Annotated in this window: 28 protein-coding genes; 11 read left to right on the top strand and 17 right to left on the bottom strand. The window is 67.0% G+C overall.

Features of this window, described 5'->3' with window-relative positions:
• The 6 genes from HCU76_RS33545 to accD all read left to right on the top strand — a co-directional run.
• On the top strand, window positions 1-1297 hold a 1297-nt coding region (locus HCU76_RS33545), incomplete at its 5' end, for a FimV/HubP family polar landmark protein (RefSeq protein ID WP_305729965.1).
• Window positions 1298-1325: 28 nt separating this feature from the next.
• Window positions 1326-2138, top strand: coding sequence for a tRNA pseudouridine(38-40) synthase TruA (gene truA / locus HCU76_RS33540; protein ID WP_213959515.1), 813 nt, complete (start codon window positions 1326-1328; stop codon window positions 2136-2138).
• A 29-nt stretch (window positions 2139-2167) separates the two neighbouring features.
• A complete protein-coding gene (locus HCU76_RS33535) occupies window positions 2168-2842 on the top strand; it encodes a phosphoribosylanthranilate isomerase (protein WP_256354663.1) in 675 nt (224 codons plus the stop codon).
• 56 nt (window positions 2843-2898) lie between these two features.
• The gene (trpB, locus tag HCU76_RS33530) at window positions 2899-4182 is read left to right on the top strand and encodes a tryptophan synthase subunit beta (protein ID WP_213959517.1); all 1284 of its coding nucleotides are present in this window, start codon (window positions 2899-2901) and stop codon (window positions 4180-4182) included.
• Window positions 4179-5024, top strand: a complete 846-nt coding sequence (gene trpA, locus HCU76_RS33525) for a tryptophan synthase subunit alpha (RefSeq protein ID WP_213959518.1) — start codon at window positions 4179-4181, stop codon at window positions 5022-5024. The genes trpB and trpA overlap by 4 nt, the downstream gene beginning before the upstream one ends.
• Before the next feature lie 185 nt (window positions 5025-5209).
• Window positions 5210-6082 (top strand): acetyl-CoA carboxylase, carboxyltransferase subunit beta, encoded by an 873-nt coding sequence (gene accD, locus HCU76_RS33520; protein WP_213959519.1) that lies wholly within the window; start codon window positions 5210-5212, stop codon window positions 6080-6082.
• 82 nt (window positions 6083-6164) lie between these two features.
• Here accD and HCU76_RS33515 read toward each other — a convergent pair whose 3' ends face one another.
• The 8 genes from HCU76_RS33515 to HCU76_RS33480 all read right to left on the bottom strand — a co-directional run bounded on the left by HCU76_RS33515 (window position 6165) and on the right by HCU76_RS33480 (window position 13470).
• On the bottom strand, window positions 6165-6836 hold the full coding sequence (locus HCU76_RS33515; RefSeq protein ID WP_213959520.1) for a GntR family transcriptional regulator: 672 nt from the start codon (window positions 6834-6836) through the stop codon (window positions 6165-6167).
• A 23-nt stretch (window positions 6837-6859) separates the two neighbouring features.
• Window positions 6860-8164, bottom strand: coding sequence for an FAD/NAD(P)-binding oxidoreductase (locus HCU76_RS33510; RefSeq protein WP_345944808.1), 1305 nt, complete (start codon window positions 8162-8164; stop codon window positions 6860-6862).
• Window positions 8161-8403 carry a (2Fe-2S)-binding protein gene (locus tag HCU76_RS33505; RefSeq protein WP_213959559.1) on the bottom strand — a complete coding sequence of 81 codons (243 nt, stop codon included), beginning with the start codon at window positions 8401-8403 and terminating at the stop codon, window positions 8161-8163. The genes HCU76_RS33510 and HCU76_RS33505 overlap by 4 nt, the downstream gene beginning before the upstream one ends.
• Window positions 8404-8414: 11 nt before the next feature.
• Window positions 8415-9521 carry an FAD-binding oxidoreductase gene (locus tag HCU76_RS33500; RefSeq protein ID WP_213959522.1) on the bottom strand — a complete coding sequence of 369 codons (1107 nt, stop codon included), beginning with the start codon at window positions 9519-9521 and terminating at the stop codon, window positions 8415-8417.
• A 204-nt stretch (window positions 9522-9725) separates the two neighbouring features.
• Window positions 9726-10661, bottom strand: a complete 936-nt coding sequence (locus HCU76_RS33495) for a 4-hydroxyproline epimerase (RefSeq protein ID WP_218511697.1) — start codon at window positions 10659-10661, stop codon at window positions 9726-9728.
• Window positions 10662-10667: 6 nt separating this feature from the next.
• On the bottom strand, window positions 10668-11801 hold the full coding sequence (locus tag HCU76_RS33490; RefSeq protein ID WP_218511696.1) for a branched-chain amino acid ABC transporter substrate-binding protein: 1134 nt from the start codon (window positions 11799-11801) through the stop codon (window positions 10668-10670).
• Window positions 11802-11845: 44 nt separating this feature from the next.
• On the bottom strand, window positions 11846-12760 hold the full coding sequence (locus tag HCU76_RS33485; protein WP_218511695.1) for a dihydrodipicolinate synthase family protein: 915 nt from the start codon (window positions 12758-12760) through the stop codon (window positions 11846-11848).
• 158 nt (window positions 12761-12918) lie between these two features.
• The gene (locus HCU76_RS33480) at window positions 12919-13470 is read right to left on the bottom strand and encodes a YggT family protein (protein ID WP_218511694.1); all 552 of its coding nucleotides are present in this window, start codon (window positions 13468-13470) and stop codon (window positions 12919-12921) included.
• A gap of 131 nt (window positions 13471-13601) precedes the next feature.
• Between HCU76_RS33480 and HCU76_RS33475 the strand changes: the two genes are divergently transcribed.
• The 5 genes from HCU76_RS33475 to HCU76_RS33455 all read left to right on the top strand — a co-directional run bounded on the left by HCU76_RS33475 (window position 13602) and on the right by HCU76_RS33455 (window position 18813).
• Window positions 13602-14252 (top strand): LON peptidase substrate-binding domain-containing protein, encoded by a 651-nt coding sequence (locus tag HCU76_RS33475; protein ID WP_218511693.1) that lies wholly within the window; start codon window positions 13602-13604, stop codon window positions 14250-14252.
• A gap of 152 nt (window positions 14253-14404) precedes the next feature.
• On the top strand, window positions 14405-15964 hold the full coding sequence (gene lysS, locus HCU76_RS33470; protein WP_218511692.1) for a lysine--tRNA ligase: 1560 nt from the start codon (window positions 14405-14407) through the stop codon (window positions 15962-15964).
• A 175-nt stretch (window positions 15965-16139) separates the two neighbouring features.
• Complete coding sequence (locus HCU76_RS33465) at window positions 16140-17408, top strand: Hsp70 family protein (protein ID WP_218511691.1); 1269 nt, start codon at window positions 16140-16142, stop codon at window positions 17406-17408.
• A 13-nt stretch (window positions 17409-17421) separates the two neighbouring features.
• The gene (locus HCU76_RS33460) at window positions 17422-17946 is read left to right on the top strand and encodes a YgjP-like metallopeptidase domain-containing protein (RefSeq protein ID WP_218511690.1); all 525 of its coding nucleotides are present in this window, start codon (window positions 17422-17424) and stop codon (window positions 17944-17946) included.
• A 69-nt stretch (window positions 17947-18015) separates the two neighbouring features.
• Window positions 18016-18813, top strand: a complete 798-nt coding sequence (locus HCU76_RS33455) for a bifunctional 2-polyprenyl-6-hydroxyphenol methylase/3-demethylubiquinol 3-O-methyltransferase UbiG (protein WP_218511689.1) — start codon at window positions 18016-18018, stop codon at window positions 18811-18813.
• A 163-nt stretch (window positions 18814-18976) separates the two neighbouring features.
• Here HCU76_RS33455 and HCU76_RS33450 read toward each other — a convergent pair whose 3' ends face one another.
• From HCU76_RS33450 to HCU76_RS33410, 9 genes are all read right to left on the bottom strand, one after another.
• Window positions 18977-19906: a glycosyltransferase family A protein gene (locus HCU76_RS33450; protein ID WP_218511688.1), complete on the bottom strand. Its 930-nt coding sequence runs from the start codon at window positions 19904-19906 to the stop codon at window positions 18977-18979.
• A 12-nt stretch (window positions 19907-19918) separates the two neighbouring features.
• A complete protein-coding gene (locus HCU76_RS33445; RefSeq protein WP_218511687.1) occupies window positions 19919-20716 on the bottom strand; it encodes a 2-keto-4-pentenoate hydratase in 798 nt (265 codons plus the stop codon).
• Window positions 20717-20730: 14 nt separating this feature from the next.
• The gene (gene nagZ / locus HCU76_RS33440; RefSeq protein WP_218511686.1) at window positions 20731-21801 is read right to left on the bottom strand and encodes a beta-N-acetylhexosaminidase; all 1071 of its coding nucleotides are present in this window, start codon (window positions 21799-21801) and stop codon (window positions 20731-20733) included.
• A 58-nt stretch (window positions 21802-21859) separates the two neighbouring features.
• A complete protein-coding gene (gene acpS, locus HCU76_RS33435) occupies window positions 21860-22252 on the bottom strand; it encodes a holo-ACP synthase (RefSeq protein WP_213959535.1) in 393 nt (130 codons plus the stop codon).
• Window positions 22253-22328: 76 nt separating this feature from the next.
• A complete protein-coding gene (locus tag HCU76_RS33430) occupies window positions 22329-23102 on the bottom strand; it encodes a pyridoxine 5'-phosphate synthase (protein ID WP_213959536.1) in 774 nt (257 codons plus the stop codon).
• A complete protein-coding gene (gene recO / locus HCU76_RS33425) occupies window positions 23099-23872 on the bottom strand; it encodes a DNA repair protein RecO (RefSeq protein WP_213959537.1) in 774 nt (257 codons plus the stop codon). The genes HCU76_RS33430 and recO overlap by 4 nt, the downstream gene beginning before the upstream one ends.
• A gap of 164 nt (window positions 23873-24036) precedes the next feature.
• Window positions 24037-24996 (bottom strand): GTPase Era, encoded by a 960-nt coding sequence (era, locus tag HCU76_RS33420; protein ID WP_213959538.1) that lies wholly within the window; start codon window positions 24994-24996, stop codon window positions 24037-24039.
• A gap of 114 nt (window positions 24997-25110) precedes the next feature.
• Window positions 25111-25794 carry a ribonuclease III gene (gene rnc / locus HCU76_RS33415; RefSeq protein ID WP_213959539.1) on the bottom strand — a complete coding sequence of 228 codons (684 nt, stop codon included), beginning with the start codon at window positions 25792-25794 and terminating at the stop codon, window positions 25111-25113.
• Window positions 25795-25812: 18 nt separating this feature from the next.
• A complete protein-coding gene (locus tag HCU76_RS33410; RefSeq protein WP_213959540.1) occupies window positions 25813-26172 on the bottom strand; it encodes a DUF4845 domain-containing protein in 360 nt (119 codons plus the stop codon).
• Between the last annotated feature and the right edge of the window lie 45 nt (window positions 26173-26217).

Here is a 26217-nt window from a genome sequence, read left to right as displayed (position 1 = left end):
GCCCGCGCCTGCCGCAGCCAAGCCGCCGGCCGCCACGCCGGTGAAAGCGGCTGCACCCGCCGAGCGCGGCTTCTTCGCGGAGTTGATGGACAGCCCGCTGATGCTCGGCGCCGCTGCGCTGGTCGCCCTGCTCATCGGGTTCCTGCTCTACCGTGTGCTCGGCCGCAAGCGCCAGGACGCGGGCGACAGCGTGTTCCTGGAGAGCCGCATCCCCAAGGACTCCTTCTTCGGCGCCAGCGGTGGCGAATCGGTCGACACCAAGAACCGCGGCGCGACCGCGTCGTCGCTCTCGTACTCGCCAAGCCAGCTCGATGCCGGCGACGTGGACCCGGTGGCCGAAGCCGATGTCTACCTCGCCTATGGCCGCGACCTGCAAGCCGAGGAAATCCTGCGCGAGGCCCTGCGTGTCACGCCGGAACGCACCGCCATCCACCTCAAGCTGCTCGAGATCCATGCCAAGCGCCGCGACCTGCGCGCCTACGAAGCCCTGGCCGCCGACGTGCACAAGCTGACAGGCGGCACCGGCACCGAGTGGAACCGCGTGGTCGAGATGGGTCGCGAACTGGACCCGGGCAACCCGCTGTACCAACCCGGCGCACGCTCGCTGCCAGCGAGCGCGGCGCCCCTCTCGAGCGCGGACGACAGCCCGGTCACCATCCCGATGGAACCCACGGCCGTGCGGGCCGCACGCGAACCCATCGCAGCGCCGCCGGCCTTCGTGGCATCGGTAGCGCCGCTCGACTTCGACCTCGATCTGAGCAAGCCCCCGGTTGCCAAGGCGCCCGTGCAGCCGGTTCCGATCCCGGTCGCCGTCCCCGTGCCCACGCCGCCAAGCGCCAGCCTGCCGCCGGCACGTCCAGCCGTCATCCCGGACATCGACGACTACGAGCGCACCGTGCGCGCCCCGCTCGACGACGGCCACCAGCACACCGAGTTCGCCAACGATTTCGACACGGCCCCCGCCGCGCTGGAACCGATGCGCCGCGCCCCCTCGCACCACGACGACGAACGCACCCAGCCGGCCACGCTGCGCGCCGGCCTGCCCGGCGATTCGGGCTTCATCGAATTCGACATGAGTTCCATGACCGGCCGTGCGCCGCTCGAAACCAGCCGGGGCAGCCTCGAAGGCCATGACGACCCGCACGAGAGCCCGCATGCGATCAAGCTGTCGCTGGCGCGTGAACTGCAAGCCATCGGCGATGCCGAAGGCGCTCGCTCGCTGGTCGAGGAAGTGGCGGCCGAAGCCACCGGCGACCTCAAGGCCGAAGCCAGGCAGTTGCTGACGCAGCTCGCCTGAACCATGCCCCGCCCATGACCGTTGCGCTGTGAGGCTGGCCCTCGGCATTCGCTACAACGGTCAGGGCTACCAGGGCTGGCAGAGCCAGCTCTCCGGGCTGACAGTGCAGGACAAGCTGGAGAAGGCCCTGGCGGACTTCGCCCAGCGACGCATCGGCACCCTCTGCGCGGGTCGCACCGATGCCGGTGTACACGGCATCCTTCAGGTCATCCATTTCGACACCGACGTCGAGCGCACGCCCAACTCCTGGGTGCGCGGCACCAACCGCTTCCTGCCGGACGACATCGCGGTGCAATGGGCCGTGCCGGTGCCCGACGAGTTCCACTGCCGCGCGCAGGCGCTGGCGCGCCGCTACCTGTACCTGCTCTCGCAATCGCCGGTGCGGCCGAGCCTGGAGGCGGGCCGCGTCGGCTGGTCGATGCGCGCCTTGGATGGCGACGCCATGCGCGCTGCTGCGGCGCTGCTGGTCGGCGAACATGATTTCAGTTCGTTCCGGGCGTCGGCCTGCCAAGCGAAGTCGCCGGTGAAGAACCTGCGCCGCATCGAGGTCCAGCGCATCGGCGAGGGCGAGCGCTGCCGCTGGCAGTTCGAATTCGAGGCCGACGCGTTTCTGCATCACATGATCCGCAACATCATGGGCTGCCTGGTGCGCATCGGCCATGGCGACGAGCGGCCGGAGTGGATCGCCGAGGTCTTGCAGGCACGCAGCCGCGTCGTCGCCGCGCCGACGTTTTCTCCCGACGGGCTCTACTTCCTTGGGCCGTTGTACGACGCCAGGTGGGGCTTGCCGGCCGAGGCGACGATGCAGTCCGACCGCCCTGCCTATGATGGCTGGGCATGAGCGCGGCGCCACGCTGCGCCAGCCAAGAAATGACCCCCACGACCCGAATCAAGATCTGCGGGCTGACCCGCGAGCAGGACGTCGATGCCGTCGTCGAAGCCGGCGCCGACGCGATCGGCTTCGTGCTCTACGCCAGGAGCCCCCGCGCCGTGAGCGCCGAACGCGCGGCCGCACTGGCTTCCCGGCTGCCGCCCTTTGTCACGCCCGTGCTGCTGTTCGTCAATGAAGGCGCCGCCACCACCATTGCATCGCTCGCCCGCGTGGCAGGTGCCATGGCCCAGTTCCACGGCGACGAATCGCCCGCACAATGCGACGAAGGCGCCGGCAACGGCCGATTCCGCTACATGCGCGCCGCCCGCATTCCGATCGGTGCGGCCGGCGCGGCCTTCGACCTCGTAAAATACGCGGCTGATTTCTCCAACGCCCAGGCCATCCTGCTCGACGCGCATGTCGACGGATTCGGCGGAGGCGGCAAGGCATTCGATTGGTCACTCCTTCCACACGTCGCAAACGCTCACCTCGTCTTGTCTGGTGGGTTGTCGCCTGCCAACGTCGGCGATGGCATCCGTGCGCTGCGCCCGCGTTGCAAGACGCTGGCCGTTGACGTGAGTTCCGGCGTGGAAGCCTCAAAGGGCATCAAGGACGCCGGCAAGATCCGCGAATTCATTGCCGCCGTACGCGCGGCGGATTCGACCGCCACCTGACCGTCGCACCCCATGTTTCCTCCGGGCGTGGGCTGCGGCCAACGAGCTAGAGAAACATGGACACCACCACCTACCAGCAACCCGACGCCAGCGGCCACTTCGGCCCCTATGGCGGCACCTTCGCCAGCGAGACGCTGACCCACGCGATCAACGAACTGCGCGATGCCTACGCGCGCTTCAAGGACGATCCGGCCTTCCTCGCCGAATTCCACTACGAGCTGAAGCACTTCGTCGGCCGGCCCTCGCCGGTCTACCACGCGGCGCGCACCAGCCAGGAAATGGGCGGCGCCCAGATCTACCTGAAGCGCGAAGACCTCAACCACACCGGCGCGCACAAGATCAACAACGTGATCGGCCAGGCCATGCTGGCCAAGCGCATGGGCAAGCCGCGCGTGATCGCCGAGACCGGCGCCGGCCAGCACGGCGTGGCCACAGCCACCATCTGCGCGCGCTACGGGCTTGAATGCGTGGTCTACATGGGCAGCCAGGACGTGAAGCGCCAGAGCCCGAACGTCTACCGCATGAACCTGCTGGGCGCGACCGTGGTGCCGGTGGAATCGGGCAGCAAGACGCTCAAGGACGCGCTCAACGAGGCCATGCGCGACTGGGTCACCAATGTCGAGAACACCTTCTACATCATCGGCACCGTGGCCGGCCCGCACCCGTACCCGACGATGGTGCGCGACTTCCAGAGCGTGATCGGCATCGAGTGCGTCGACCAGATGCCGGCCATGCTGGCGGCGCAGGGCATCACCGGCGAGGCGGAAGGCAGGCAGCCCGACGTGGTGGTCGCCTGCGTGGGCGGCGGCAGCAATGCGATGGGCATCTTCTACCCGTACATCCCGTTCAGGAACACGCGGCTGATCGGCGTGGAAGCGGCCGGCGAAGGGCTCGACAGCGGCAAGCATTCCGCCTCGATCCTGCGCGGCAGCTCGGGCGTGCTGCATGGCAACCGCACCTACCTGCTGCAGAACGAGGACGGCCAGATCACCGAGACGCACAGCATCAGCGCCGGCCTGGACTACCCCGGCGTCGGCCCCGAGCACGCGTACCTGGCCGACATCGGCCGCGCCGAATACGTCGGCATCACCGACGAGGAAGCGCTGCATGCGTTCCACTACCTGTGCCGAACCGAAGGCATCATCCCCGCCCTTGAATCCAGCCATGCGATGGCCTATGCGATGAAGCTTGCGAAGACCATGCGACCCGACCAATCGATCCTTGTGAACCTTTCGGGTCGCGGCGACAAGGACATCGGGACGGTGGCCGATTTGTCGGGCGTCGATTTCTACGACCGCCCGTCGATGCGCGGCCTGCAAGTAAAAGGAGGCAAAGCATGAGCCGCATCGCTGCAACCTTCGAGGCGCTCCAGAAGCAGGGCCGGCGCGCGCTGATCCCCTATGTGACCGCCGGTTTCCCCTTCGCCGACATCACGCCGGAGCTGATGCACGGCATGGTCAAGGCCGGCGCCGACGTCATTGAACTCGGCGTGCCTTTCTCCGACCCGATGGCCGATGGGCCGGTGATCCAGCAGGCCGGTGAGAGGGCGCTGGCGCTGGGCATCGGCATGAGGCAGGTGCTGGCGATGGTCGCCGAATTTCGAAAGTCCGACGCGCAGACACCGGTGGTCCTGATGGGCTACGCCAACCCGGTCGAGCGCTACGACGGCATCCACGGCAAGGGCGCGTTCGTGCGCGATGCGGCGGCAGCCGGCGTCGACGGCGTGCTGATCGTCGACTACCCGCCGGAAGAATGCGAGGACTTCGCGGCCGCGCTGCGCGCCGCCAACATCGACCTGATCTTCCTGCTGGCCCCGACCAGCACCGACGAGCGCATGGCGCAGGTGGCACGCTTGGCCAGCGGCTATGTCTACTACGTCTCGCTCAAGGGCGTGACGGGCGCGGGGCACCTCGATACCGACGCGGTCGGACAGATGCTTCCGCGCATCCGCAGGCACGTGAGCATTCCGGTGGGCGTGGGCTTCGGCATCCGGGATGCGCGCACGGCGCAGGCGGTGGGCGCGGCAGCGGACGCGGTCGTGATCGGCACCAAAATCATCCAGTTGATCGAGGAACAGCCGCGTGACAAGGTGGTTCCGGTGGTGGGCGAGTTCCTGGCGGGGATTCGCCAAGCGCTGGATTCGCTGCCGGCGGCTACCGCGAAGGGCGTGGCTGGTCGATAATTGATCGTTTCGCCCTCACCCCGGGCCTCCCGGCCCTCTCCTGCTTGCGGGAGGGGAGTGAGCAGAGGGGCTGGTCGATGACTCCACGTTTTTCCCTCACCCCGACCCTCTCCCGCTTGCGGGAGAGGGAGTGAATGGTCAAGAAGGTGCCCTTCTTGAATTCTCAGGATTCCAGGATTTCTTATATGAGCTGGCTTGAAAAACTGCTTCCGTCCAAGATCGTCCAGACCGACCCGAGCGAGCGTCGGCAGGTGCCCGAAGGCCTGTGGATCAAATGCCCGAGTTGCGAGACGGTGCTTTACAAGACCGACCTCGAGCACAACCAGAATGTCTGCCCGAGCTGCAGCCATCACCATCGGATCGGCGCCCGCGCGCGGCTCAACGCCTTTCTCGACGCGGAAGGCCGCTACGAACTCGGCCAGGAAGTGCTGCCGGTCGACGCGCTCAAGTTCAAGGACAGCCGCAAATACCCCGAGCGCCTGAAAGAAGCGCTCGAGAGCACCGGCGAGACCGATGCGCTGGTGGTCATGGGCGGCTCGGTGCACTCCATCAGCGTGGTGGTCGCCTGCTTCGAGTTCGAGTTCATGGGCGGCAGCATGGGCAGCGTGGTCGGCGAGCGCTTCGTGCGCGGCGTCGAGACCGCGATCGAGCAGAAGGTGCCCTTCATCTGCTTCACCGCCACCGGCGGCGCGCGCATGCAGGAAGGCCTGCTGTCGCTGATGCAGATGGCCAAGACCAATGCGGCGCTCACGCGACTGGCCAAGAAGGGCTTGCCCTACATCAGCGTGCTGACCGACCCGACCATGGGCGGTGTCTCGGCCGGCTTTGCGTTCGTGGGCGACGTGGTGATCGCGGAGCCCAAGGCGCTGATCGGCTTTGCCGGCCCGCGCGTCATCGAATCCACCGTGCGAGTGACCTTGCCCGAAGGCTTCCAGCGCGCCGAGTTCCTGCAGACCAAGGGCGCGATCGACTTCATCAGCGACCGCCGCGAACTGCGCAAGACGATTGCCAGCACGCTGGCCATGCTGCTGCGCCAACCCGCCGACGCGGTGTCCTGAAGTCCTGTGGCAACACCGACGGCCCGGCAAAGCCGGTTCCGTGGTGTTCCCGGGATTTGGCGGCCCCGGTTTCCGACGCCGCTTACTTGTCGATGACCCGTCGCGCGAATCTCTCGAGGTAGTCCAGCAACTGGTTGGCGCCGGCCACGGCCGCGGCCTCGTCGCCCGTGGCGATGCCTTCTGCGAGTTTCATGTGCATGCGCGCGGCTTCGCCGATCTCGCCCTCGTGCTGGTAGGCGTACCAGAAGCGGCGGCATTGCACGACCAGCGGCACCACGCACTTGACCGCCGACTGGTTGTGGCTGGCCTGGTGGTTGACCACGTCGAGTTCGTGGTCGGCCTGCATGTAGTCATGGAGATTGCCGCGCGACGCGGCCTTGATCATCTTCCCGGCGCGCAGGACGATGGCCTTGCGCTGCTCGGCCGTGGCCCGGCGCGCCGAACATCCTGCTATCAGGCACTCCAGCACGCGGCGCGTCTGGATCACGTCCAGGTGGTCGGCCAGGTCGATGGATGACACCAGCAGGCCGCGACGCGGCTGCTGCACGACCAGCCCGCTGGACACCATGCGCAGCAGCGCCTCGCGCACCGGCGTGCGCCCCAAGCCCGTGCGCTCCACCAGGTCGCCCTCGACCACGGGGCTGCCCGGCTCGAGTTGCAGCGTGGCGATCAATGCCTCGATGGCGTCGTACGCGACGTCCGCGGCGCGGCGCTTGGACGGTGCGGGAGAGGCTGCGGGGGCGAGTGAAGGCATGGCGGGGGCGCTGTCTGCGGGCCTCATTCTCCCTGCGTCATGGGGGAATCCGGAAGCGGCGGCGCGAAGCCGGCAAGGGTGGAGGCGCGCACCGGCGACAACGGGGGACGCGGCGTCCCTGGCGACCAGCCAAACAGAAACTGCGCCGCCGCCCCGCAGACCCGACCTTGGCAAGCTCCCATGCCGCAGCGCGTGTGCAGCTTGGCATCGTTCCAGTCGGCGCAGCCGGTCAGCGCGCCCAGCGGCACGTCCTCGCAGCGGCAGAAGACGGTGTCCGGTTGCGCCAGCGTGCGAATCCCTGCCCCGGGCGAGAAGCGGCGATGCAGTTGCACGGCGAAAGCGTCCCAGCGTGCCAGCGCCTCGCGCATGCCATCCGACGGAATGGTGCGCCCCACCGCCGAATGCCCCGCGATCGCACCCTGCAGCAGCGCCCGCTCGCTGCCGCCGATGCCGGTGCATTCGCCGGCGGCGAAGATGTCCGGCACGCTGGTCGCCTGGTTGGCATTCACGTTGAGCGCGGGTCCGCTTGGCCGCGGCGTGACCGCGCAACCCAGCATGCGGCCCAGTTCGGTGTTGGGCACCAGGCCGAAGCCGCATGCGAGGCGATCGCAGGCGAACTCCTCCATCCCGCCGTGCCCGCGCCGAAGCGTCACCGATGCCAGGCGACCATGGCCCCGGGCCGAAAGCACGTGGGTGCTGCTGCGGTAGCCCGGGTGCATCAGGTTCAGCGCCTGCAGCGCCTTGCCCGGCCACCGCGCCAGCTGCGCAGCGAAACCGAGCACGTCGCGCAGCGGGGCCTGCTCCGCCACGCGCAACACCCTGGCGCCAGCCTGGGCGGCGGTGGCAGCCGCGGCGAGCAGCAAGGGCCCGGTGCCCGCGACCACGATGCGTTCGCCCTTGACCGGCATGCCGCCCTTGATCAACGCCTGCAACGCGCCGGCGCCGGTCACGCCGGGAAGGGTCCAGCCTGCAAAGGGCAGCAGCAGTTCACGGGCGCCCGTGCACAGGATCAGCTTCTTCCATTGCAGCAGCCACCCGCGTTCCGCGTCTTCCAGCAACAGTTGCCGCGCGCGGGGCGCAGCGACCACGCGCGTGCCACAGTGGACGCGGATGTTGGCGCGCTGGACCATGGCGTTGCGGGACTCGCGCGCCGCCGCAGGCAGCTCGACGCCCGGTCCATCGCGCCAGATCTGGCCACCCGGCGCCGGGTTGTCGTCGATGACGACCACCGAGCCCCCGCCGAAAGCCGCCGCGACCGCCGCGGCCATGCCTGCCGGGCCGGCGCCGATGACGAGGACATCGCATTCGTCGAGCGTGAGCTGGGTCACGTCAGTGTCTCCACTTGCATTCCGGCGACGCAGGCGGTCTGGCAGGCCAGGCGGCGCGCGCCGTCGATGGTCACGCGGCATTCCTGGCAGATGCCCATGCCGCAGAACGGCGCACGCAGTTCGCCACTGACGGAGCGACGCGCCACACCCAACCCGGCGACGTCCGCGATGCGCAGCGCAGCGGCCACCGAACTCCCGGCCGAGACAGCGACTGGTTTGCCGTCGATTTGCAACACGATGGACGCATGCTTCATGCCGCAGTCGCCTGTACAAAGCGCCCTGCCGCGTAGGGCGCCGGGTCGAAAGCCGCGGTGCGCCCCGTCATCAGGGCGGCCAGCAAGTCGGCGCTGCCCGTGGCGGTGGTCACGCCCAGGCCTTCATGCCCCACGGCCAGCCAGAGGCTTTCGCGCGAAGGATGCGGGCCCAGCAGCGGCAGGCTGTCGGGCGTGGCGGCGCGCAGGCCGGTCCAGGTTCGCAGGATGTTGAGCCCGGCCAGCCCGGGTACGTAGTCCATCGCGCGCCCCAGCATCCGGGCGAGCATGTCGGGCTCCACGCGCGGGTCGACCGTGTCGAACTGGCGCGACGAGCCCAGCAGCAACTGGCCGGTGGGCCGTGGCTGCAGGTTGAAGGCGACCGAGGGCTTTTCGCTGTGGTGCGCGCTGGTGACGTAGCCCAGTTCCACCAGCTGGTGGTGCACCGTGCCGGGGTAGCGGTCGGTGATGGCGAGATGACCCTTCTTGGGACGGATCGGAAGCCCGGGGCACAGTTGCGTGGCCTGCATGCCGTTGGCCAGCAGCACTTGCGGCGCCTGGCGCAGGCCGCCGCCGACCAGGCGCACGCGGCCGTCCTCGATGGCCTCGACCTGCGCATGCTCGACCTCGATGCGTCCACCACCCTGGGCCAGCAGCCAGCGGGCGGCGTTGGGCGCGTAGACGATCGCGTCGCCCGTGACTTCGAGCGCTCCAGCAAGGCCTGCCCGCAGCGCCGGCTCGGCGCCTGCCAGCGCTTGCGCATCGAGCATGCGGCAGGCGACGCCGTGCAGCGCCAGTCGCGCCTGCTTGTCCTCTGCGGCCGCCATCTCGGCGGCGTCGCCTGCGATCCAGAGCGTGCCGCAAGGACTCCAGGCGCAGTCGGCGGGCATGCGCGGCGCGAGGCCGCGCCACAGTTCGAGGGAGCGGCGGCTGAGTTCCAGTTCCGCCGGGTTGTCGTCCATGACGACGAGGTGCCCCATGCCGGCCCCGGTCGCGCCACCCAGGCGCGCATCCAGCACATGGACCCGCAGCCCCGCCTGAGCGAGCGCATGGGCGCAGGCGGCGCCCACGATGCCGGCGCCAATCACCAGAACATCAGCGTGCATCGGGAAGCCGACCGCGAGGCGTCGGAAGGCGTGGAAATTTCGTGGCGAGGGCGCCGCGGTTATCAAGCGATCGACGCGGCGTCGAAAGACGTGAAGATTTCGCAGCGAGGTCGCCGAGGTCGGGTTGAGGCGCGGAACTGCACTCTCGTGCAGTGAGCACCGCAGACCCGAGATCGGTGGTCGCAGTAGAAATATTCACGCCTTTCAGGGGTGGATGCCCCAGGCGAATGGATCGTCGTCATCGACCAACAGGTTGGCTTCAGCGCTGATGTGCGCACGGCCGCGCAGCGTGGGAACGACCTGGCCGCCGACCATGGCGTAGCTGGCCTCGAACACGCTGCCGATCACGCTGGCCTGGCGCCACACGTCGCCGGGCGCCAGCTTGCCGTCGGCGGCGAGGCAGGCGACCTTGGCGCTGGTGCCGGTGCCGCACGGTGAACGGTCATAGGCGTCGCCCGGGCACAGCACGAAGTTGCGGCTGTCGGCATCGTCAGTGGGGCCGGCGAAGAGTTCGATATGGTCGATCTCGGCGCCATCGGCGCCAGTGACGCCCTGCGCCGCCAGGGCCGCGCGTACAGCGACCGTGTAGGCCGTGAGCGCGGCGAGGTTGTCGCTGGCCACGCGCTGCCCGTGATCGCTCGCCAGGAAGAACCAGTTGCCGCCCCAAGCCACGTCGCCATGCACGCGATCATGGCCCGGCACGTCGACCGGCACCTGCGCCAGGTGGCGATACGCCGGCACATTGCGCACGCTCACCGAGCCGTCGTCGTGCAGCGTCGCGGTGACAGTGCCGACCGGCGTCTCGATCCGGTGGTCGCCGACGCCGATGCGCCCCATGTGCGCCAGCGACACGACCAGGCCGATGGTGCCGTGCCCGCACATGCCGAGGTAGCCGGTGTTGTTGAAGAAGATGACGCCGGCCGCCGCTTCGGGCGAGACCGGCTCGCAAAGCAGGGCGCCGACGACGACGTCGCTGCCGCGCGGCTCCAGCACCGTGGCCGCGCGCCATTGGTCGTGGTCACGCGCCAGCAGCGCCTTGCGCTCGGCCATGCTGCCGCGACCCAGGTCGGGGAACCCGCCGATGACGAGCCGCGTCGGTTCGCCGCCGGTGTGCGAGTCGATGACCTGGATGCGGTGCATGTCGATTCAATAGCTCGCGAGGGGCGTCGGCGCGGCGTTCTTGAACGTCGACACCGTGATCGGCGCCTGCGTCATGTTGCCCTTGTCGTCATAGCTGTAGGTGCCGACCGCGCCCTTGTAGCTCGTCTTGTTGAGGTAGGCCGCGACCTTGTTCTGGTCGACCGAACCGGTCTTCTCGATGGCCTCGCCGATGAACATCAACTGGTCATAGAACGAGGCGGCGTAGGCATCCGGATCGAGGTTGAATCGCTTCTTGAACTTGGCCTTGAAGGCCGCGCCGCCGGCCGCCTTGTCGAGCATCGTGCCGCCCTGGGCGCAGTACACGACGTCGTTGACCGCGTCGCCGCCGATCTTGCCCATCTCGGGGCTGCAGAGCGTGTCGCCGCCCAACAGCTTGGCCGACATGCCCAGGCCCTTCATCTGCCGCACCATCGGCGCGGCCTGCGGTGCGTACCCGCCGAAGAAGATGGCCTGTGGGTCCTGCGCCTTCAGGCGCGTGAGGATCGGCTGAAAGTCGACCGATTTGTCGGTGGTGAACTCCTGGCCCAGCACGGTCAGGCCCTGCTTCTTCGCTTCCTTGACGAACTCCTCGGCCACGCCCTGGCCGAAGGCGGTGCGGTCGTCGATCACGCCCACCTTGGTGGCCTTGAGCACCTTGGCCGCGTAGACGGCCATCGCGGAGCCGATCTGGTTGTCGCTGGCGATGATGCGGTACAGGTTCTTGTAGCCGCCCATCGTGACCTTGGGATTGGTGCCCACGGTCGACACCAGCGTGTCGCCCTGGCTGTAGACGCGCGACGCCGGGATGGCCACGCCGGAGCAGTACGGTCCCATGACGAACTTGACGTTGTCGTCGACCAGTTTCTGCGCGACCGCGACGCCGGCCTTGGCATCGCACTGGTCATCTTCGGAGACCTGCACGAACTTCAGCGTCTTGCCGCCGACCGCGATCTTCTTCGCGTTGAGTTCCTCGATGGCCAGGCGCACGCCGTTCTCGTTGTCCTTGCCGGCGAATGCGTTCGGCCCCGACAACGGCCCGGTCTGCCCGATCTTGACGACCTGTTCCTGCGCCATCGCATGACCCGCGAATGCCACGGCCGCGATGGCCGCCACCGAAACGATATTCCGCTTGTTCTTCATTCCCTTGTCTCCTTCAGTTTGTGGAAAGTCCAACCGGTTTGCCGTCAGGCCACCGATTGATATTGAACCGGCCGCGTCGCCAACGCCTTCTGCACGATCGCTTCGATGGCTTTGCGCTCGTCGCCGATCAGCGGCAAGCGTGGACGACGCATGTGCTCGGTGCCGACACCGACCAGCACATCGATCAGCTTGAGGTTCTGCACCAGTTTCGTCGATACGTCGAGGTGGAGCATCGGTGTCATCCACTGATACAGCTTGAGCGCCTCGGCAAACTTGCCGGCCTTCATGAGGTCGTAGAGCGCCACCGTCTCGCGCGGAAAGGCGCAGCCGACACCGGCCAGCAGGCCATCGCAGCCCAGCGCCAGGCCTTCGTAGGCCAGGTCGTCCACGCCGAGGAACAACTGGTAGCGGTCGCCCAGCGCATTGCGCAGGTCGGTGATGCGGCGGATGTTGTCCGTGCTTTCCTTGATGGCCGCGATCCATTGGCAATCGGCCAGTTCGACCATGTGCTCCGGCTTCAGGTCGACGCGATAGGCGACGGGATTGTTGTAGACCATCACCGGCTTCTGCGCCGCCTCGGCCATGGTTCGGACATTCAGCATTGCCTCGCGCGCATCGGCCACGTAGATGACTGACGGCATCACCATGAAGCCGGCCACGCCGAGCTTGTTGGCCCCGTCGATGTAGCGCAGCGCCTCGCGCGTGCTGGTCTCGGAGACATTGGCCAGCACCGGGATGCGACCGTTGGCGGCTTCCAGCGCGACGCGGGCGACTTCCAGCTTTTCCTCCAGCATCAGCGTGCTGGCTTCGCCGAGCGAGCCACAGGTCACCAGGCCGTGGATGCCGTTGCGGATCTGGAAGTCGATGTGCCGCGCGGTGCCTTCGGCATCGATGCTTTCATCGGCATGGAACTTGGTGGTGACGGCAGGGAAGATGCCTTGCCAGCGGGGGGTGCTCATTGCGTGACGCTCCTGGATTGGGGGCATCGCGCTCCGTGGCGAGGCCTGGAAGCGAGTTTAAATATATTAGCAAGATATCAACGATATCTTTTACCGCCTGTAGCAATCTCGTGCACCGCGACCGGCAAGGCGCAGCCTCGGCCCCTCTCCGGCTGCCCTCACCCCAAGTGCATTGCCCAGCCCCGCAGGTCGACCAGCACGAAGGCGACGATCTGCAACAGCACCACGGCGATGAGCGGCGTGAGGTCGACGCCGCCGATCAACGGCACATAGCGGCGCAGCGGTCGAACCAGCGGCTTGGACAACCGCGCGATCAGGTCCTGCAGCATCGACGAAGCCCCGGGCACCCACGACAGCACGGCATAGACGATCAGCAGCGCCATCAATCCCGAGACGGCCAGCCGCATCAAGTCGACCAGCGCCACCAGCGGCAGGGTCGTCCAGCGCGTCGCCTCGCCCATCCACATCAGGAACAGGCACTTCACCAGCACCAGCAGCCAGGCCGCCAGGGCGCTCGGTAGGTCCCACCGGCGAAACGGCGGCACCACCCGGCGCAGCGGCACCACGATCCAGTCCGACACCGCGAATACGAAGCGTCCCAGCGGATTGCCGAAGGGCACACGCTGGTATTGCATGTAGAGCCGCAGCAGGCATGCGCCGCCGAGCAAGCCGACGATCACTTCCAGGAGATACGAAAAAATCTGAGTCATTGGCGCAATCAGGAACGTGCGGTGATGATAGCCACCGGTCCGGCCGGCGGCGGGCAACAATGGCGATCTGTTCCGCGCGAAAAGAGAAATGCTCGCGCGGCTCCAGCCAGCCAAACGCCAGGGAATTCGTCATGCAGCAGCCTCCGCCGACGACCACACCATTGCCGCTCTTCCCCCTGGGTACGGTGCTGTTCCCCGGCGGGTTCATGCCTTTGCGCATCTTCGAAGTGCGCTACCTCGACCTCATCAACAAGTGCTACAGGAGTGGCGAGCCCTTCGGCGTGGTGAGCCTCACGCAAGGCAGCGAGGTGCTCCGGGCCGGCGCGCAGACGGAGCGCTTCGCGGAGGTCGGGACGGTGGCCAGGATCCGCTCCTTCGATTCGCCGCAGGCCGGCCTCCTGCAGATCGAATGCGTGGGCGCCCAGCGCTTTCGCATCCACAGCAGTGCGCAGCAGCAGTACGGCCTCTGGATGGCGCAGGTGGAGAAGATCGAGGACGATGTCGCGCTGGCCGTTCCCGACGACCTGCGCCATGCCGCCGTGGCGCTGCAGCGCCTGGTCGACACGCTCGCGGAACGGCGCAGCATGCAGGCCATGCACGACATGGGCTTGCCGATCTACAAGCCCTACCGCTTCGACGATTGCGGCTGGGTGGCCAACCGCTGGTGCGAGTTCCTGCCGATCCAGACCCAGGCCAAGCAGCGACTGCTGGAACTCGACAGTCCGCTGATGCGGCTCGAACTGGTCTCCGATCTGCTCGCACACACGGGCATTGCTGAATAGTTTGCTACTTTTTTCATAGCATCCGATGCAGGATTGACGGGCACTCCGGCCCCGATTCGGGAGAACCCCATGGGCTAAAATGCCCGCCTTGCGCAACGCGACTCCCATTCGCCCGCCGCGCCCTCCCCCTCACCTGTTTCGCAGCAGCACCCATGTCCGATCACCTGACGCCATCCGTTTCCACGCCCGCAACCGTCGCAGCCACGCCCGCCGTCGACGACAACCAGCTCATGGCGGAGCGTCGCGAGAAACTCAAGGCCATCCGGGCAGCCCAGGCCGAGGGCAAGGGCGTCGCCTTCCCCAACGATTTCAAGCCGGCCCACCGCGCCGCAACGCTGATCGCCGCGCACGGCGAGACCGAAGCAGAGCCCCTCGAAGCGCAAGCCGTGACGGTGAGCGTCGCCGGCCGCATGATGCTCAAGCGCGTGATGGGCAAGGCCAGCTTCGCCACGCTGCAGGATTCGACCAGCCGCATCCAGCTCTACGTCACCCGCGATGCCATCGGCGAGGAAGCCTACGCCGACTTCAAGAAGATGGACCTGGGCGACATCCTCGGCGCCGAAGGCACGCTGATGAAGACCAGGACCGGCGAGCTCTCGGTGAAGGTGAGGAAGCTGCGCCTGCTGACCAAGAGCCTGCGCCCGCTGCCCGACAAGTTCCATGGCATGGCCGACCAGGAGCAGAAGTACCGCCAGCGCTATGTCGACCTGATCACCGACGAAGCCGCGCGTGCCCGCTTTGCCGCCCGCAGCAAGGCCGTGAGCGCGCTGCGCGAGTTCATGGTCGCCAACAACTTCCTCGAAGTTGAGACGCCGATGCTGCACCCCATCCCCGGGGGCGCCAATGCCAAGCCCTTCAAGACGCACCACAACGCGCTCGACCAGGAGATGTACCTGCGCATCGCGCCCGAGCTGTACCTGAAGCGCCTGATCGTCGGCGGCTTCGAGCGCGTGTTCGAGATCAACCGGAGCTACCGCAACGAAGGCATCTCGGTTCGGCACAACCCCGAGTTCACGATGATGGAGTTCTACGCGGCCTACTGGAACTACCAGGACCTGATGGACTTCACCGAGATGATCATCCGCACGATTGCGAAGAAGACCGTCGGCACCGAGCAGCTCACCTACCAGGGCAAGGCCGTGGACCTGAGCCAGCCCTTCGAGCGCCTGACGATCCGGGAGGCCATCCTCAAGCACACCGACGCGGGCGCCAATGTCGATGACACCCCCTGGCTCATCAACGCCCTGCGCAAGATCGGCCTGAGCGAAGAGAAGGACAAGCTGTCGCAACGCAGCCTTGCTTCTCTGCAGGTCATGTACTTCGAGGAGACCGTCGAAGAGAAGCTCTGGCAGCCGACATTCATCATGGAACACCCGACCGAGATCTCGCCGCTGGCCCGCGCCAACGACGACCGGCCGGAAGTCACGGAGCGCTTCGAGCTCTACATCACCGGCCGCGAATTCGGCAACGGCTTCAGCGAGCTGAACGATGCCGAGGACCAGGCCGCACGCTTCAATGCGCAGGTCGCGGCCAAGGACTCGGGCGATGACGAGGCCATGTTCTACGACCACGACTTCGTCCGCGCCCTCGAATACGGCATGCCGCCCACCGGCGGCTGCGGCATCGGCATCGACCGGTTCATGATGCTCTTGACCGACTCGCCCAGCATCCGCGACGTGATCCTGTTCCCTGCCTTGCGCCGCGAGGCATAGGCCTGCCGGAATACGGGAGCGGACAGCCGTACGCAGAGGACGCGAAGGTTACGCGAAGGACGCGAAAGGAACACCAAGTTTCTTGTTTGAATTCTTTCGCGTCCTTTGCGTTTCTTCGCGACCTTCGCGTACGGTCAAGTCCGGTCCCGTGTTCGAGTTGATTGATTCCTACCGCATGAAGCGCTCACCCTCCCCCACCGCCATTGGCATCGACTTCGGCACGTCGAACTCGGCCATCGCCTCGGCGGTCGCCGACGGGCCGGCGCGACTGCTGCCGCTCGAAGGCAGCTACACGGCGATGCCGACCGCGCTCTTCTTCAACGCCGAGGACCGCAGCACGCACTTCGGCCGTGAAGCCGTTGCCCTGTACCTCGCCGGCACCGAAGGCCGGCTGATGCGCTCGCTCAAGAGCCTGCTCGGCAGCGCGCTGATGCAGGAGCAGACGGCCGTGTACGACGGCATGCTGAGCTTCGAGGACATCATCGCGCGCTACCTGCACGAACTGGCCACGCGGGCCGAGCGCGAACTGGGTCATCGGCCCGAGCGCGCCGTGATCGGCCGGCCGGTCCACTTCGTCGACGACGACGCCAAACGGGACCAGCGCGCGGAAGACAGCCTGCGCGCAGCCGCGCGCGTCGCGGGCTTTCGCGAGGTCAGATTCCAGCTGGAACCGATCGCGGCGGCATTCGACTACGAGCAGCGCGTGGCGAAGGAATCGCTGATCCTCATCGCCGACATCGGTGGCGGCACCTCCGATTTCACCGTCGTCCGCGTCGGCCCCGAGCGCATCGCGCGCGCCGATCGCAGCGACGACGTGCTCGCCACCACCGGCGTGCACATCGGCGGCACCGACTTCGACCAGCGCCTGAACCTCGAGCGCGTCATGCCGCACCTGGGCTTTCGCCACCTCGGGCCGCAAGGCCGCGAAGTGCCGAACACGGTGTTCTTCGAACTCTCGACCTGGCATTTGATCCACTGGCAGCAGACGCCCAAGGCCATCCGCCAGACCCAGCTCCTGCGCACCAACTACAGCGACACGCGACTGCACGATCGGCTCATGCGCGTGCTCAGGCAGGCCGATGGCCATCGCATCGCCAACGCCGTCGAGCAGGCCAAGATCGAAGCCTCGGTCTCCGATGCCGAAGTCATCATCGAACTCGACAGCGCCGAGCCCGGCCTCACGACCACGCTGACACCCCAGGACATGGCAAAGCAACTCGCGGCGCAACTCGAATCCGTCGTCGCCTGCGCGCATGCCTGCGTGCACCGCGCCGGCCTGCGCAGCGGAGACCTCGACGCGATCTACCTGACCGGCGGCTCGTCCGCGCTGCGCCCGTTCCAGCAGGCCTTGCGCCATGGTTTCGTCGGCGTCCCGCTGGTCGAGGGCGACCTGTTCGGCGGCGTCGCGGCCGGCCTCGCCTACGCGGCGCGCGGCAAGGCATGAGGCCGGGTCGCCGATGAAGTACCTCGCCGGCTACCCGCCCGCGCTGCTGGCGCAGGTGAAGCAGCAGATGGAGACCGCCACTGGCCTCTCCGGCATGCTGCAGAAGCGCTACCCGTCCGCCCACGAGATCCGCACCGACCGCGCGCTGTACGACTACGCGAACGGCCTCAAGTCCGATTTCATGCGCAACGCCGAGCCGCTGTCGAAGGTGGCTTTCGACAGCAAGCTGCACGTCATCCGAAACGCGCTCGGCACGCACACCACGGTGCAGCGCGTGCAGGGCAGCAAGCTCAAGACCAAGCGCGAGATCCGCGTGGCCAGCCTGTTCAAGGAGGTGCCCGAGGAATGGCTGCGCATGATCGTCGTGCACGAGCTCGCGCACATGAAGCAGCGCGAGCACGACAAGGCCTTCTACGCCCTCTGCACGCACATGGAGCCGGCCTACCACCAGCTCGAATTCGACCTGCGCCTGTACCTCACGCACCTCGATGCCGGCGGCGAGCGCCTCTGGCCCACGGACGGCTTGCGCACGCCGTAGCGGCCGCCTCGCAAATCACTGCATCCATTTGCGGGACAGACCACGAGTCCGCCGCTACAGTCCCGCTTCATGACACAGTTCCTCTGGCAGGACCGGGACCGGCAGCCATACAACTACGTCTTCAATCCGCGCCCCGAGTGCCTGGCCTTGATCCAGCGCACGCCGACGGTGGCGCTGGACATCGGCTGCGGCTCCGGCGCCGTCGGCCACGCGCTGCGCCAGCGCTTCCCGGATTGCGCACTGTGGGGCTGCGAGTTCGACCCTTCCGCCGCTCAGTTGGCCCGCCAGCATTTCGACCACGTCGTCGAACAGGACGTCGAGACGATCGACTTCAATGCGATGGGATTGAGCAAGCCCTTCGACCTGGTGTGCCTCTTCGACGTGCTCGAACACCTGGTCAACCCGTGGCAGTTGCTGCACGGCCTGCTGCGCATCATCGCGCCCGACGCGCAGGTACTCGTGAGCCTGCCCAACGCATCGAACCTGCCGATGCTCTACGACGCATTGCGCGGCCACTGGCACTACCGCCGCTGGGGCCTGCTGGACTTCACCCACCTGCGCTTCTTCGCCGACTTCGACGCACGCAAGATGTTCTACCAGGCCGGCTACCGCGTGCTCGACCATCGGGTCACCTACCTCGGCGAAGGCGGCGCGATCTTCCAGCGCCACTGCGGAGAGACCTTTCCGCTGACCTTGAGCGTGGGCGACCTGTCCATGAAGGTCCAGTCGACCGAGGACCTGTCGCGCCTGTGTGCCGACCAGAACCTGTACCTGATCACGCCGCACCATGACGAGCTGCGCGACGACGCAGAGCGCGCCTTCGCCTCGGCGGCATACCCGCACACCTTTGCCTTTGGCGGCGATTGATGGCCTCCCGGATTCGGGACCGGACAGCCGAACGCAGAAGGAATACCAAAGCTACGCAGAGGTCGCAAAAGAATCCAAAGAAAATTTTGGTATTCCTTCTGCGACTTCTGCGAAACCTCTGCGACTTCTGCGTTCGGTCCCCGCTTCCGTTGCCACATTGACATCAAGCCTCGTCCAGATGCCCCTGCCAAAGCGCGCAACGTTGCGCCAGGTAAGCCTCGACCGCGGCGCGATCCTCTCCCGACACGCTCGGCCGCGGCGACGCCATCGCCTTTCGCAGCACCGCCACACCGCGCGTGGCCGATTCGCGATCGAGGAACACCACCGCGTTGGCCCGCAACAGCGGCTCCATCGCCTGCACCTCGGCAAAGCTCAGGTCCGGAAACCACTTCAGCAGCAGCCGCGTCTTGGCCTGGATGACGCCGACCTGCAGCGCGACCATGTCGACCGAGGCCTGGCCCTCGTGCGTGCGATAGCGCGTCATCACGCCGGGCAGGTTCGCGAAGCGGCCGCCGGCCAGCGTGCAATCGACCCACATGCCGTAGTCGCAACTCAGCGGGAAGCGCGGGTCGTTGACGATGGAATGCTCGCGCAGGAACGCCGTTCGGACCGTGCTGGCCGGATTGCCGATGTTGTTCATGCCGGTCAGCAGGTTGGCCTTGATGGTGCCGTCGTCGGCAGGCAAGCCGGCCACGCCATTGTCGCGGCCGAAGTACAGCAGGGCGCCGCCGCAGACATCGACTTCCGGGTGCGACTCCATGAAGGCCACCTGCTCGGCCAGCCGCGTCGGCTCGGCCAGGTCGTCCTGGTCGAGCCGCGCCAGGTACTTGCCGCGCGCGAGCCGCAACGCGAGGTTGGAGGCATTCGCGACGTTGAGATTGGCCGGCTGCCGGTACGCCCTGAAGCGCGGGTCGCGGCAGGCATCTTCGAGGATGGCTGGCGAGTCGTCGGTCGAATGGTCGTCGATGAGGAGGCACTCCCAATCGCCGAAGGTCTGCGCCGAAATCGAGTCCAGCGATTCGCACAGGTAGGCGGCGCCGTTGTAGACCGGCACGTAGAAGGTCACGAGTGGCGTGCGCTGCGCATCGGCCACTGCGGTCGCTCCTCAGGCAGTGAAGCGTGCCGACACCGTGCCGAGCACGCCGAAATCGACCTGTACCGAATCCCCCGCGACGATTTCCAGCGGCACCACGCAGGTGCCCGTGGTCACGATCTGCCCCGCGCGCAGCGTGATGCCCAGTTGCGACAACTCGTTGGCAAGCCACGCGAGCGCGATGCGCGGATCGCCCAGCACGTTGGCGCCGACGCCATCGCGCTGGTAGCTGCGTGCGGTGCCGGTCACCGTGGCGTGTACGCGATGCGCCGCAAGATCCAGGTCGCGCCACGTCACCGGCACCGTGGGGCCGAGCACGAACTCATGGGCGCAGGCGTTGTCCGCGACGATCTGCGCCTCGCCTGCCGTCACGAAGTCCGCGAAGCGGGAGTTGGGCACTTCGATGCCAAGGCAGAGGTCGCCCACCGCCGCGAGCGCCTCCTCGACGCTGTACGCCTTCGCGCGCGGCGGCATGTCGCGCGCCATCCGAAAGACGAACTCGGCCTCGGTCACCGCCATGCGGTTGCCTTTCATCGAGAAGGCGCTGCCGTCCGGGTGTACGCGCTCGGCCATCAAGCGGCCGGCGAGCGGTCCGCTCACGTTGATGTGCTGCTGCCCGGCCGCGCTGGTGGCGGCGATCTTCCAGCCCGCGATGGGCTTGTCGCTGCGGCCTTCCAGCATCGCCTGGATGGCGTAGCCCTCCGCACGAGTGGTGGGGCGATCAGCAGGCAACAGGTGATCGATGGCCGCACCCAGTTGCCATGCGCTCCAGAACGCGTTGGCGGCCTCGCTCATCTGGTTGGGCGTCATGGTTTTTCTCCGGGTCAGGCTTGCAGCAACGCGCGGGCGCGCACATGGGGTTCGGATGCGACCAACTCCGCCCACGCCGGCGCGGGTGTGCGTGGCAGCAGCGCGCGGCGGCGCCGTTCACTTTGCGCATCCGGTGCCCAACGTCCGTCGTCGCGGGCCCTGGTCATGTCGACCAGCAATTCGTCGAGCGGTGCGCCCTCGCCCACGCTCTGGTTGCACAGCAGCGCCAGGTCGCAGCCGGCGCCGAGCGCGGCCAACGCGGCATCGCCATAGCTCAGCAGCGTGCCGTCGATCCAGCGCGCCGCCTCCATGCTCAGGTCGTCGCTGAACACCGCCCCGTCGAAGCCCAGCCGGGTGCGCAGGATGTCGCCGAGCCATTTGCTGGAAAAGCCCGCCGGTCGCGCATCCACCTTCGGGTAGATCACGTGGGCCGGCATGACCGCGGTGAGCGTGTTGGACAGCCAGTCATAGGGTCGGGCGTCGTCCGCGAGGATCGCCTTGAGGCTGCGCCGGTCGACCGGCATCGCCACATGCGAATCCGCCTTGACGAAGCCATGCCCCGGAAAGTGCTTGCCGCAGTTGGCCATGCCCGCCTGCAGCAGCCCTTGCATCAGGCTCTTGGCCAGCAACGAGGCCACGCGCGGGTCGCGGTGGAAGCTGCGGTCGCCGATGACGCTGCTCTCGCCATGATCGAGGTCGAGCACCGGCGTGAAGCTGAAGTCCACGCCGCAAGCGCGCAGTTCCGACGCGAGCACCCAGCCGCAGGCGGTGGCCGCGCGCGTGGCATCCATCGGGTCCTGCATCCAGCGTTCGCCGAGCGTGCGCATCGACGGCAGCCGCGTGAAACCGTCCGTGCGAAAGCGCTGCACGCGGCCGCCTTCGTGGTCGACGCAGATCAGCATGTCGGGCCGGATCTTGCGGATCTCGGCATTGAGCGCCGTGAGCTGCGCGCGGCTTTCCCAGTTGCGCGCGAAGTGGATGATGCCGCCGACCAGCGGATCGGCCAGGCGGCGCCGGTCGGCGGCGGTGAGTTCAGTGCCCGCGACGTCGATGATCAGCGGGGCGTGGATTGCTTCGGTACTCATTGGATGACCTTCGCGCTGCGCGCTGCGGTGCGAGCGCCTTCGGGCGGCCGGGCGCCGCTCATGTCTTTTCAACGACGACGAAACTCGCCGCATAGTCGGTTTCATCGGTCACGGTGACGTGGGCGATCAAGCCTCGCGCCTCGAACCATTCCTTCAGGGCGCCGTGCAGCACGATGGTCGGCTTGCCGCTCGGCAGGTTCGCGATCTCGCAGGAGCGCCAGGTCATGGGCATGCGCATGCCCATGCCGATGGCCTTGCTGAACGCCTCCTTGGCGGAAAAGCGCGTCGCCAAGTAGCTCACGCCGCGCTTCGGCCAGCGCGCGCTGCGGGCTTGCCAGGTTGCGAACTCCGCGTCGCTCAAGACCTTGCGCGCAAAGCGCTCCCCCTGCCGCTCGAAGGTGCGGGCGATGCGGCGCACATCGCAGATATCGGTTCCGATGCCGTAGATCATCGGACCCCCACGCTCGGCACCGACGTGTTCTCGCTGACCCTGGCGCCGATCCAGTCGCCCGCCATGCCCGGCGCGCTCATTCCGCCTCGGCAATGCATTGCAGATAGGACCTGGTCGTCACCTCGTAGCCCAGCTCCAGCGCATCGGACACGAAGGCGTGGCCGATCGACACCTCCCGCACGCCCGGCACGGCGCGCAGGAATTCCGTGAGGTTCTCGCGGCTCAGGTCGTGGCCGGCGTTGACTTCGAGGCCCGCGGCCTGGGCGGCGCGCGCGGCCTCGGCATAGAGCGCCAGCACGGCGTCGGCGCGCGAGGTCCCCCGCGAGGCCGCATAGCCTTCGGTGTATAGCTCGACCCGGTCCGCGCCCACGGCCTTGGCCGCCGCCATCATCCCGGGCTCCGGGTCCATGAAGAGGCTCACGCGCACGCCCAGCGCCCGCGTCTCGGCGATCAGCGGACGCAAGCGTGCCGCGTCCTCCGGGAAGGTCCAGCCGTGGTCGCTGGTCGACTGCGTCTCGCTGTCCGGCACGAAGGTCGCCTGCTGCGGCCGCAACTCGCGCACGAAGTCCATCAGGTTGTGGAACGGGTTGCCTTCGATGTTGAACTCGACGCCCGGCCACTCCTTGGCGATCAGTGCCGAAAGCTGATGCACGTCGTCCGGGCGGATATGGCGCGCATCGGGCCGCGGATGCACGGTGATGCCCTGCGCCCCGGCATCGAGGCAGGTCGCCGCCGCGAACAACACGCTCGGGATGCCGAGCGAGCGCGTGTTGCGCACCAGCGCGACCTTGTTGAGGTTCACCGAGAGCGCCGTCCCGGTGTGCTTCCTGGCAGTGGTGTTGGTATTCATAGGCCTTGCAGGTCCCGGATCATTTGGCGGGTGCGCAGTGTGGTGACGCCGCAATGGTAGTTGAGCAAGGTACGCAATTGCGTGCGCAATGCGGCCCCCAGCCCGGGCTCCATGCCCGCCACGTGATGCACCGTGGCCGAGAATGGCGCGCGGTCGTCGAGCGTTTGCTGCAACGCCAGCCATTCGGCACCGCGCAAGGCAGCCAGTTCGTCGGGCCCGGCTTCGCGCAAGCCGGCTTCGGCGACCAGGCTGTAGCGCGCGTCGGGGTCCAGTGGCGCCAATGTCGACGTCTGGGCCGCCAGCGACGGCAGCAGTCCGATCTCGCGCAGCAGCAGCAATTCGAAGGCGCGCAAGGCCGACGACTGCGTCGCCGCCTGGGCATCGCCATGGTTCGTCGCCAGCACCTGCACCACCGCCGCATAGGCATCGAACAGCGCCTCATGCGCATCGTCGCGCGCCAGCAGCCGCATCATCAGTTCGTTGACGTAGTAGCCCGACAGCAGCGACTCGCCCGTCGGCATGACGTGCCCGCCCATCCACTCCGCGCCCTTGAGCGTGCGGATCTCCGCGTCGCCGCTGTAGTTGAGTTGCAGCGGCTGCAACGGCAGCAGCACCGGGCGAAAGTTCGAACTCGGCCGCTTGGCCCCCTTCGCCACCAGCGCGATGCGCCCATGGTGCCGCGTGAAGACCTCCAGGATCAGGCTCGACTCGCTCCAGTCGTAGCGATGCAGCACATAGGCCGGCTCGTGGGAAACGCGGTGCGTGGCCATGTCAATGAAGGGAATCGGAAAGCGGACTTCCGAACGCAGAAGTCGCAAAGGATTCGGAAAGGTCGCAAAAGAAGACCTTGGAGAATTCTCTTTCGAATCCTTTTGCGACTTCTGCGAAACCTTTGCGACTTCTGCGTTCGCCTTCCGTATTCGAATCCGAGGGCCTATTCGTACCCAAAGCTGCGCACCCGCGCCTCGTCATCCGCCCACCCCGATCGCACCTTCACCCACAGTTCCAGGAACACCTTGGCATCGGCCAGCTTCTCCAGCTCGACGCGGGTCTCCATGCCGATGCGCTTGATGCGCTCGCCCTTGTCGCCGATCACCATCGCCTTGTGGCCATCGCGCTCGACCACGATGGTCGCGGCGATGCGCAACAGGCGCTTCTGGCCCTTTTTCTGCGGCGGCTCTTCCTCGAACTTGTCGATGATGACGGTCGAGGTGTAGGGCAACTCGTCGCCGGTCAGCCGGAACAGCTTCTCGCGCACCAGCTCGCTCGCCAGGAACTTCTCGCTGCGGTCGGTCAGTTCGTCCTCGCCGTAGAACCACGGCTGCTCCGGCAGGTACTTCTCGCAGATGCCGAACAATCGCTCGATGTCTTTCGCGTTCTTGGCCGACATCGGCACGATCTCGGCGAAGTCGTGCTTGGCCTGCATGGTCTGCAGCCACGGCGCGATGTCGCCGCGGCGATGCACGTTGTCGAGCTTGTTGGCCAGCAGCACCGTCGGAATGCCCTTGCCCAGCAACTTCAGCACGCGTTCGTCGGCCGGCGTGAAGCTGCCGGCCTCCACCACGAACAGGATCAGGTCCACATCGCCGACCGCGCCCTGCACCGTCTTGTTGAGCGACTTGTTCAGCGCATTGGCATGCAGCGTCTGGAAGCCCGGCGTGTCGACGAACACGAACTGCGTCGCGCCGATCGTGCGCATGCCCGTGATGCGGTGCCGCGTGGTCTGCGCCTTGCGCGAGGTGATGCTGATCTTCTGGCCGACGAGAGCGTTGAGCAACGTCGACTTGCCCACGTTCGGCTTGCCGACGATGGCGATGAGGCCGCAGTGTTGCGGGCCGGTGTCGCCCGCGCCCTCATCGGTGGGCGTGGTGGAATTTGGGGTATCCGAGGTCATGGTGGCATTGTCGTGGAACACCGCGGAGCGGACCGTGCCGAACCGCTGGAGTTTGCCCCCGGTCAAAGGGGGCGGAGAAGCGACGCGAGGCGTCGCGGAGCCCGGGAGCGGGCGTTACTTTTTCGACTTGAGCCGGATCAACATGGCCGCCGCGGCCGCCTGCTCCCCGGCGCGGCGTGAACCGCCGATGCCGCGTTCGCTCAGGTCCAGTTCCGGCACCTCGCAGACGACATCGAAAGTTTGCTTGTGTGCCGCGCCGAGCGTGTCGACCACGCGATAGAGCGGCAGCTTCATTTTGTGGCCCTGCAGCCATTCCTGCAATTCGGTCTTCGGATCCTTGGAGGCAGCCTCCATGCGCGGATTGATCTCGACCGCCTCGTACAGTCGATGCACCAGGGCTTCCGCCGCGGCGTAGCCGGCATCGAGGTACACCGCGCCGATCAGGGCTTCCAGCGCATCGGCCAGGATCGATGGCCGGCTCGGCCCGCCCGACTTGGCTTCGCCTTCGCCCAGGCGCAGCAATGGCGAAAGCTGCAACCGCAGCGCGATCTGGTGCAAGGTGTCCTGCTTGACGAGGTTGGCCCGCACGCGCGAGAGGTCACCTTCCGGCAAGGCTGCGAGACGGCGGTACAGCAGATGCGCCACCGCCAGGTTCAGCACCGAGTCGCCAAGAAATTCGAGGCGCTCGTTGTGGTCCGCCGAAAAACTGCGATGCGTCAGCGCAAGCTGAAGCAGGCGCCCATCCGCGAATCGATGCTGCAGGCGCGCCTGCAGCGCAACATGGCCGCCCTCACTCACAACGATTGCTCACGACATTCAGCGCGATTGGCCCTTGTATTTCATCGTCAGGTACGCAGGTCCGAACAGATGGATCTCGCGCTCGTACGAATACGAGACGACCACCTTCTCGCCCACCTTTTCAACGACGATGTCCTTGCCGGACAGCTTGAAGTCGTCGATGGCCTGGGCACGATCGAAGATGGAACGCACCTCGGGGACGGTCACGCCTTCCTTGGCCTTGTTGGCCGCCTTGTCGATGGCCTGGTATTCGACCAATGTCGGAATCACCTGCGCCACCACCACGCCCACGCAAGCCAGCACGATGGCCACGAACAGGAGTCCGATGAACGAAATGCCGCGCTGCTTGTCTCTTGGAGTCGACCGATATGCCCTCATTGCCCTCTGTCCTTCGAATAATGTTGCTTGCTCGTTGAACGGCGC

It is taken from the genome of Variovorax sp. dw_308, from assembly GCF_019207085.1.
Taxonomy (GTDB): Bacteria; Pseudomonadota; Gammaproteobacteria; order Burkholderiales; family Burkholderiaceae_C; genus Variovorax.
This window is presented reverse-complemented; position numbering and strand designations above follow the sequence as displayed.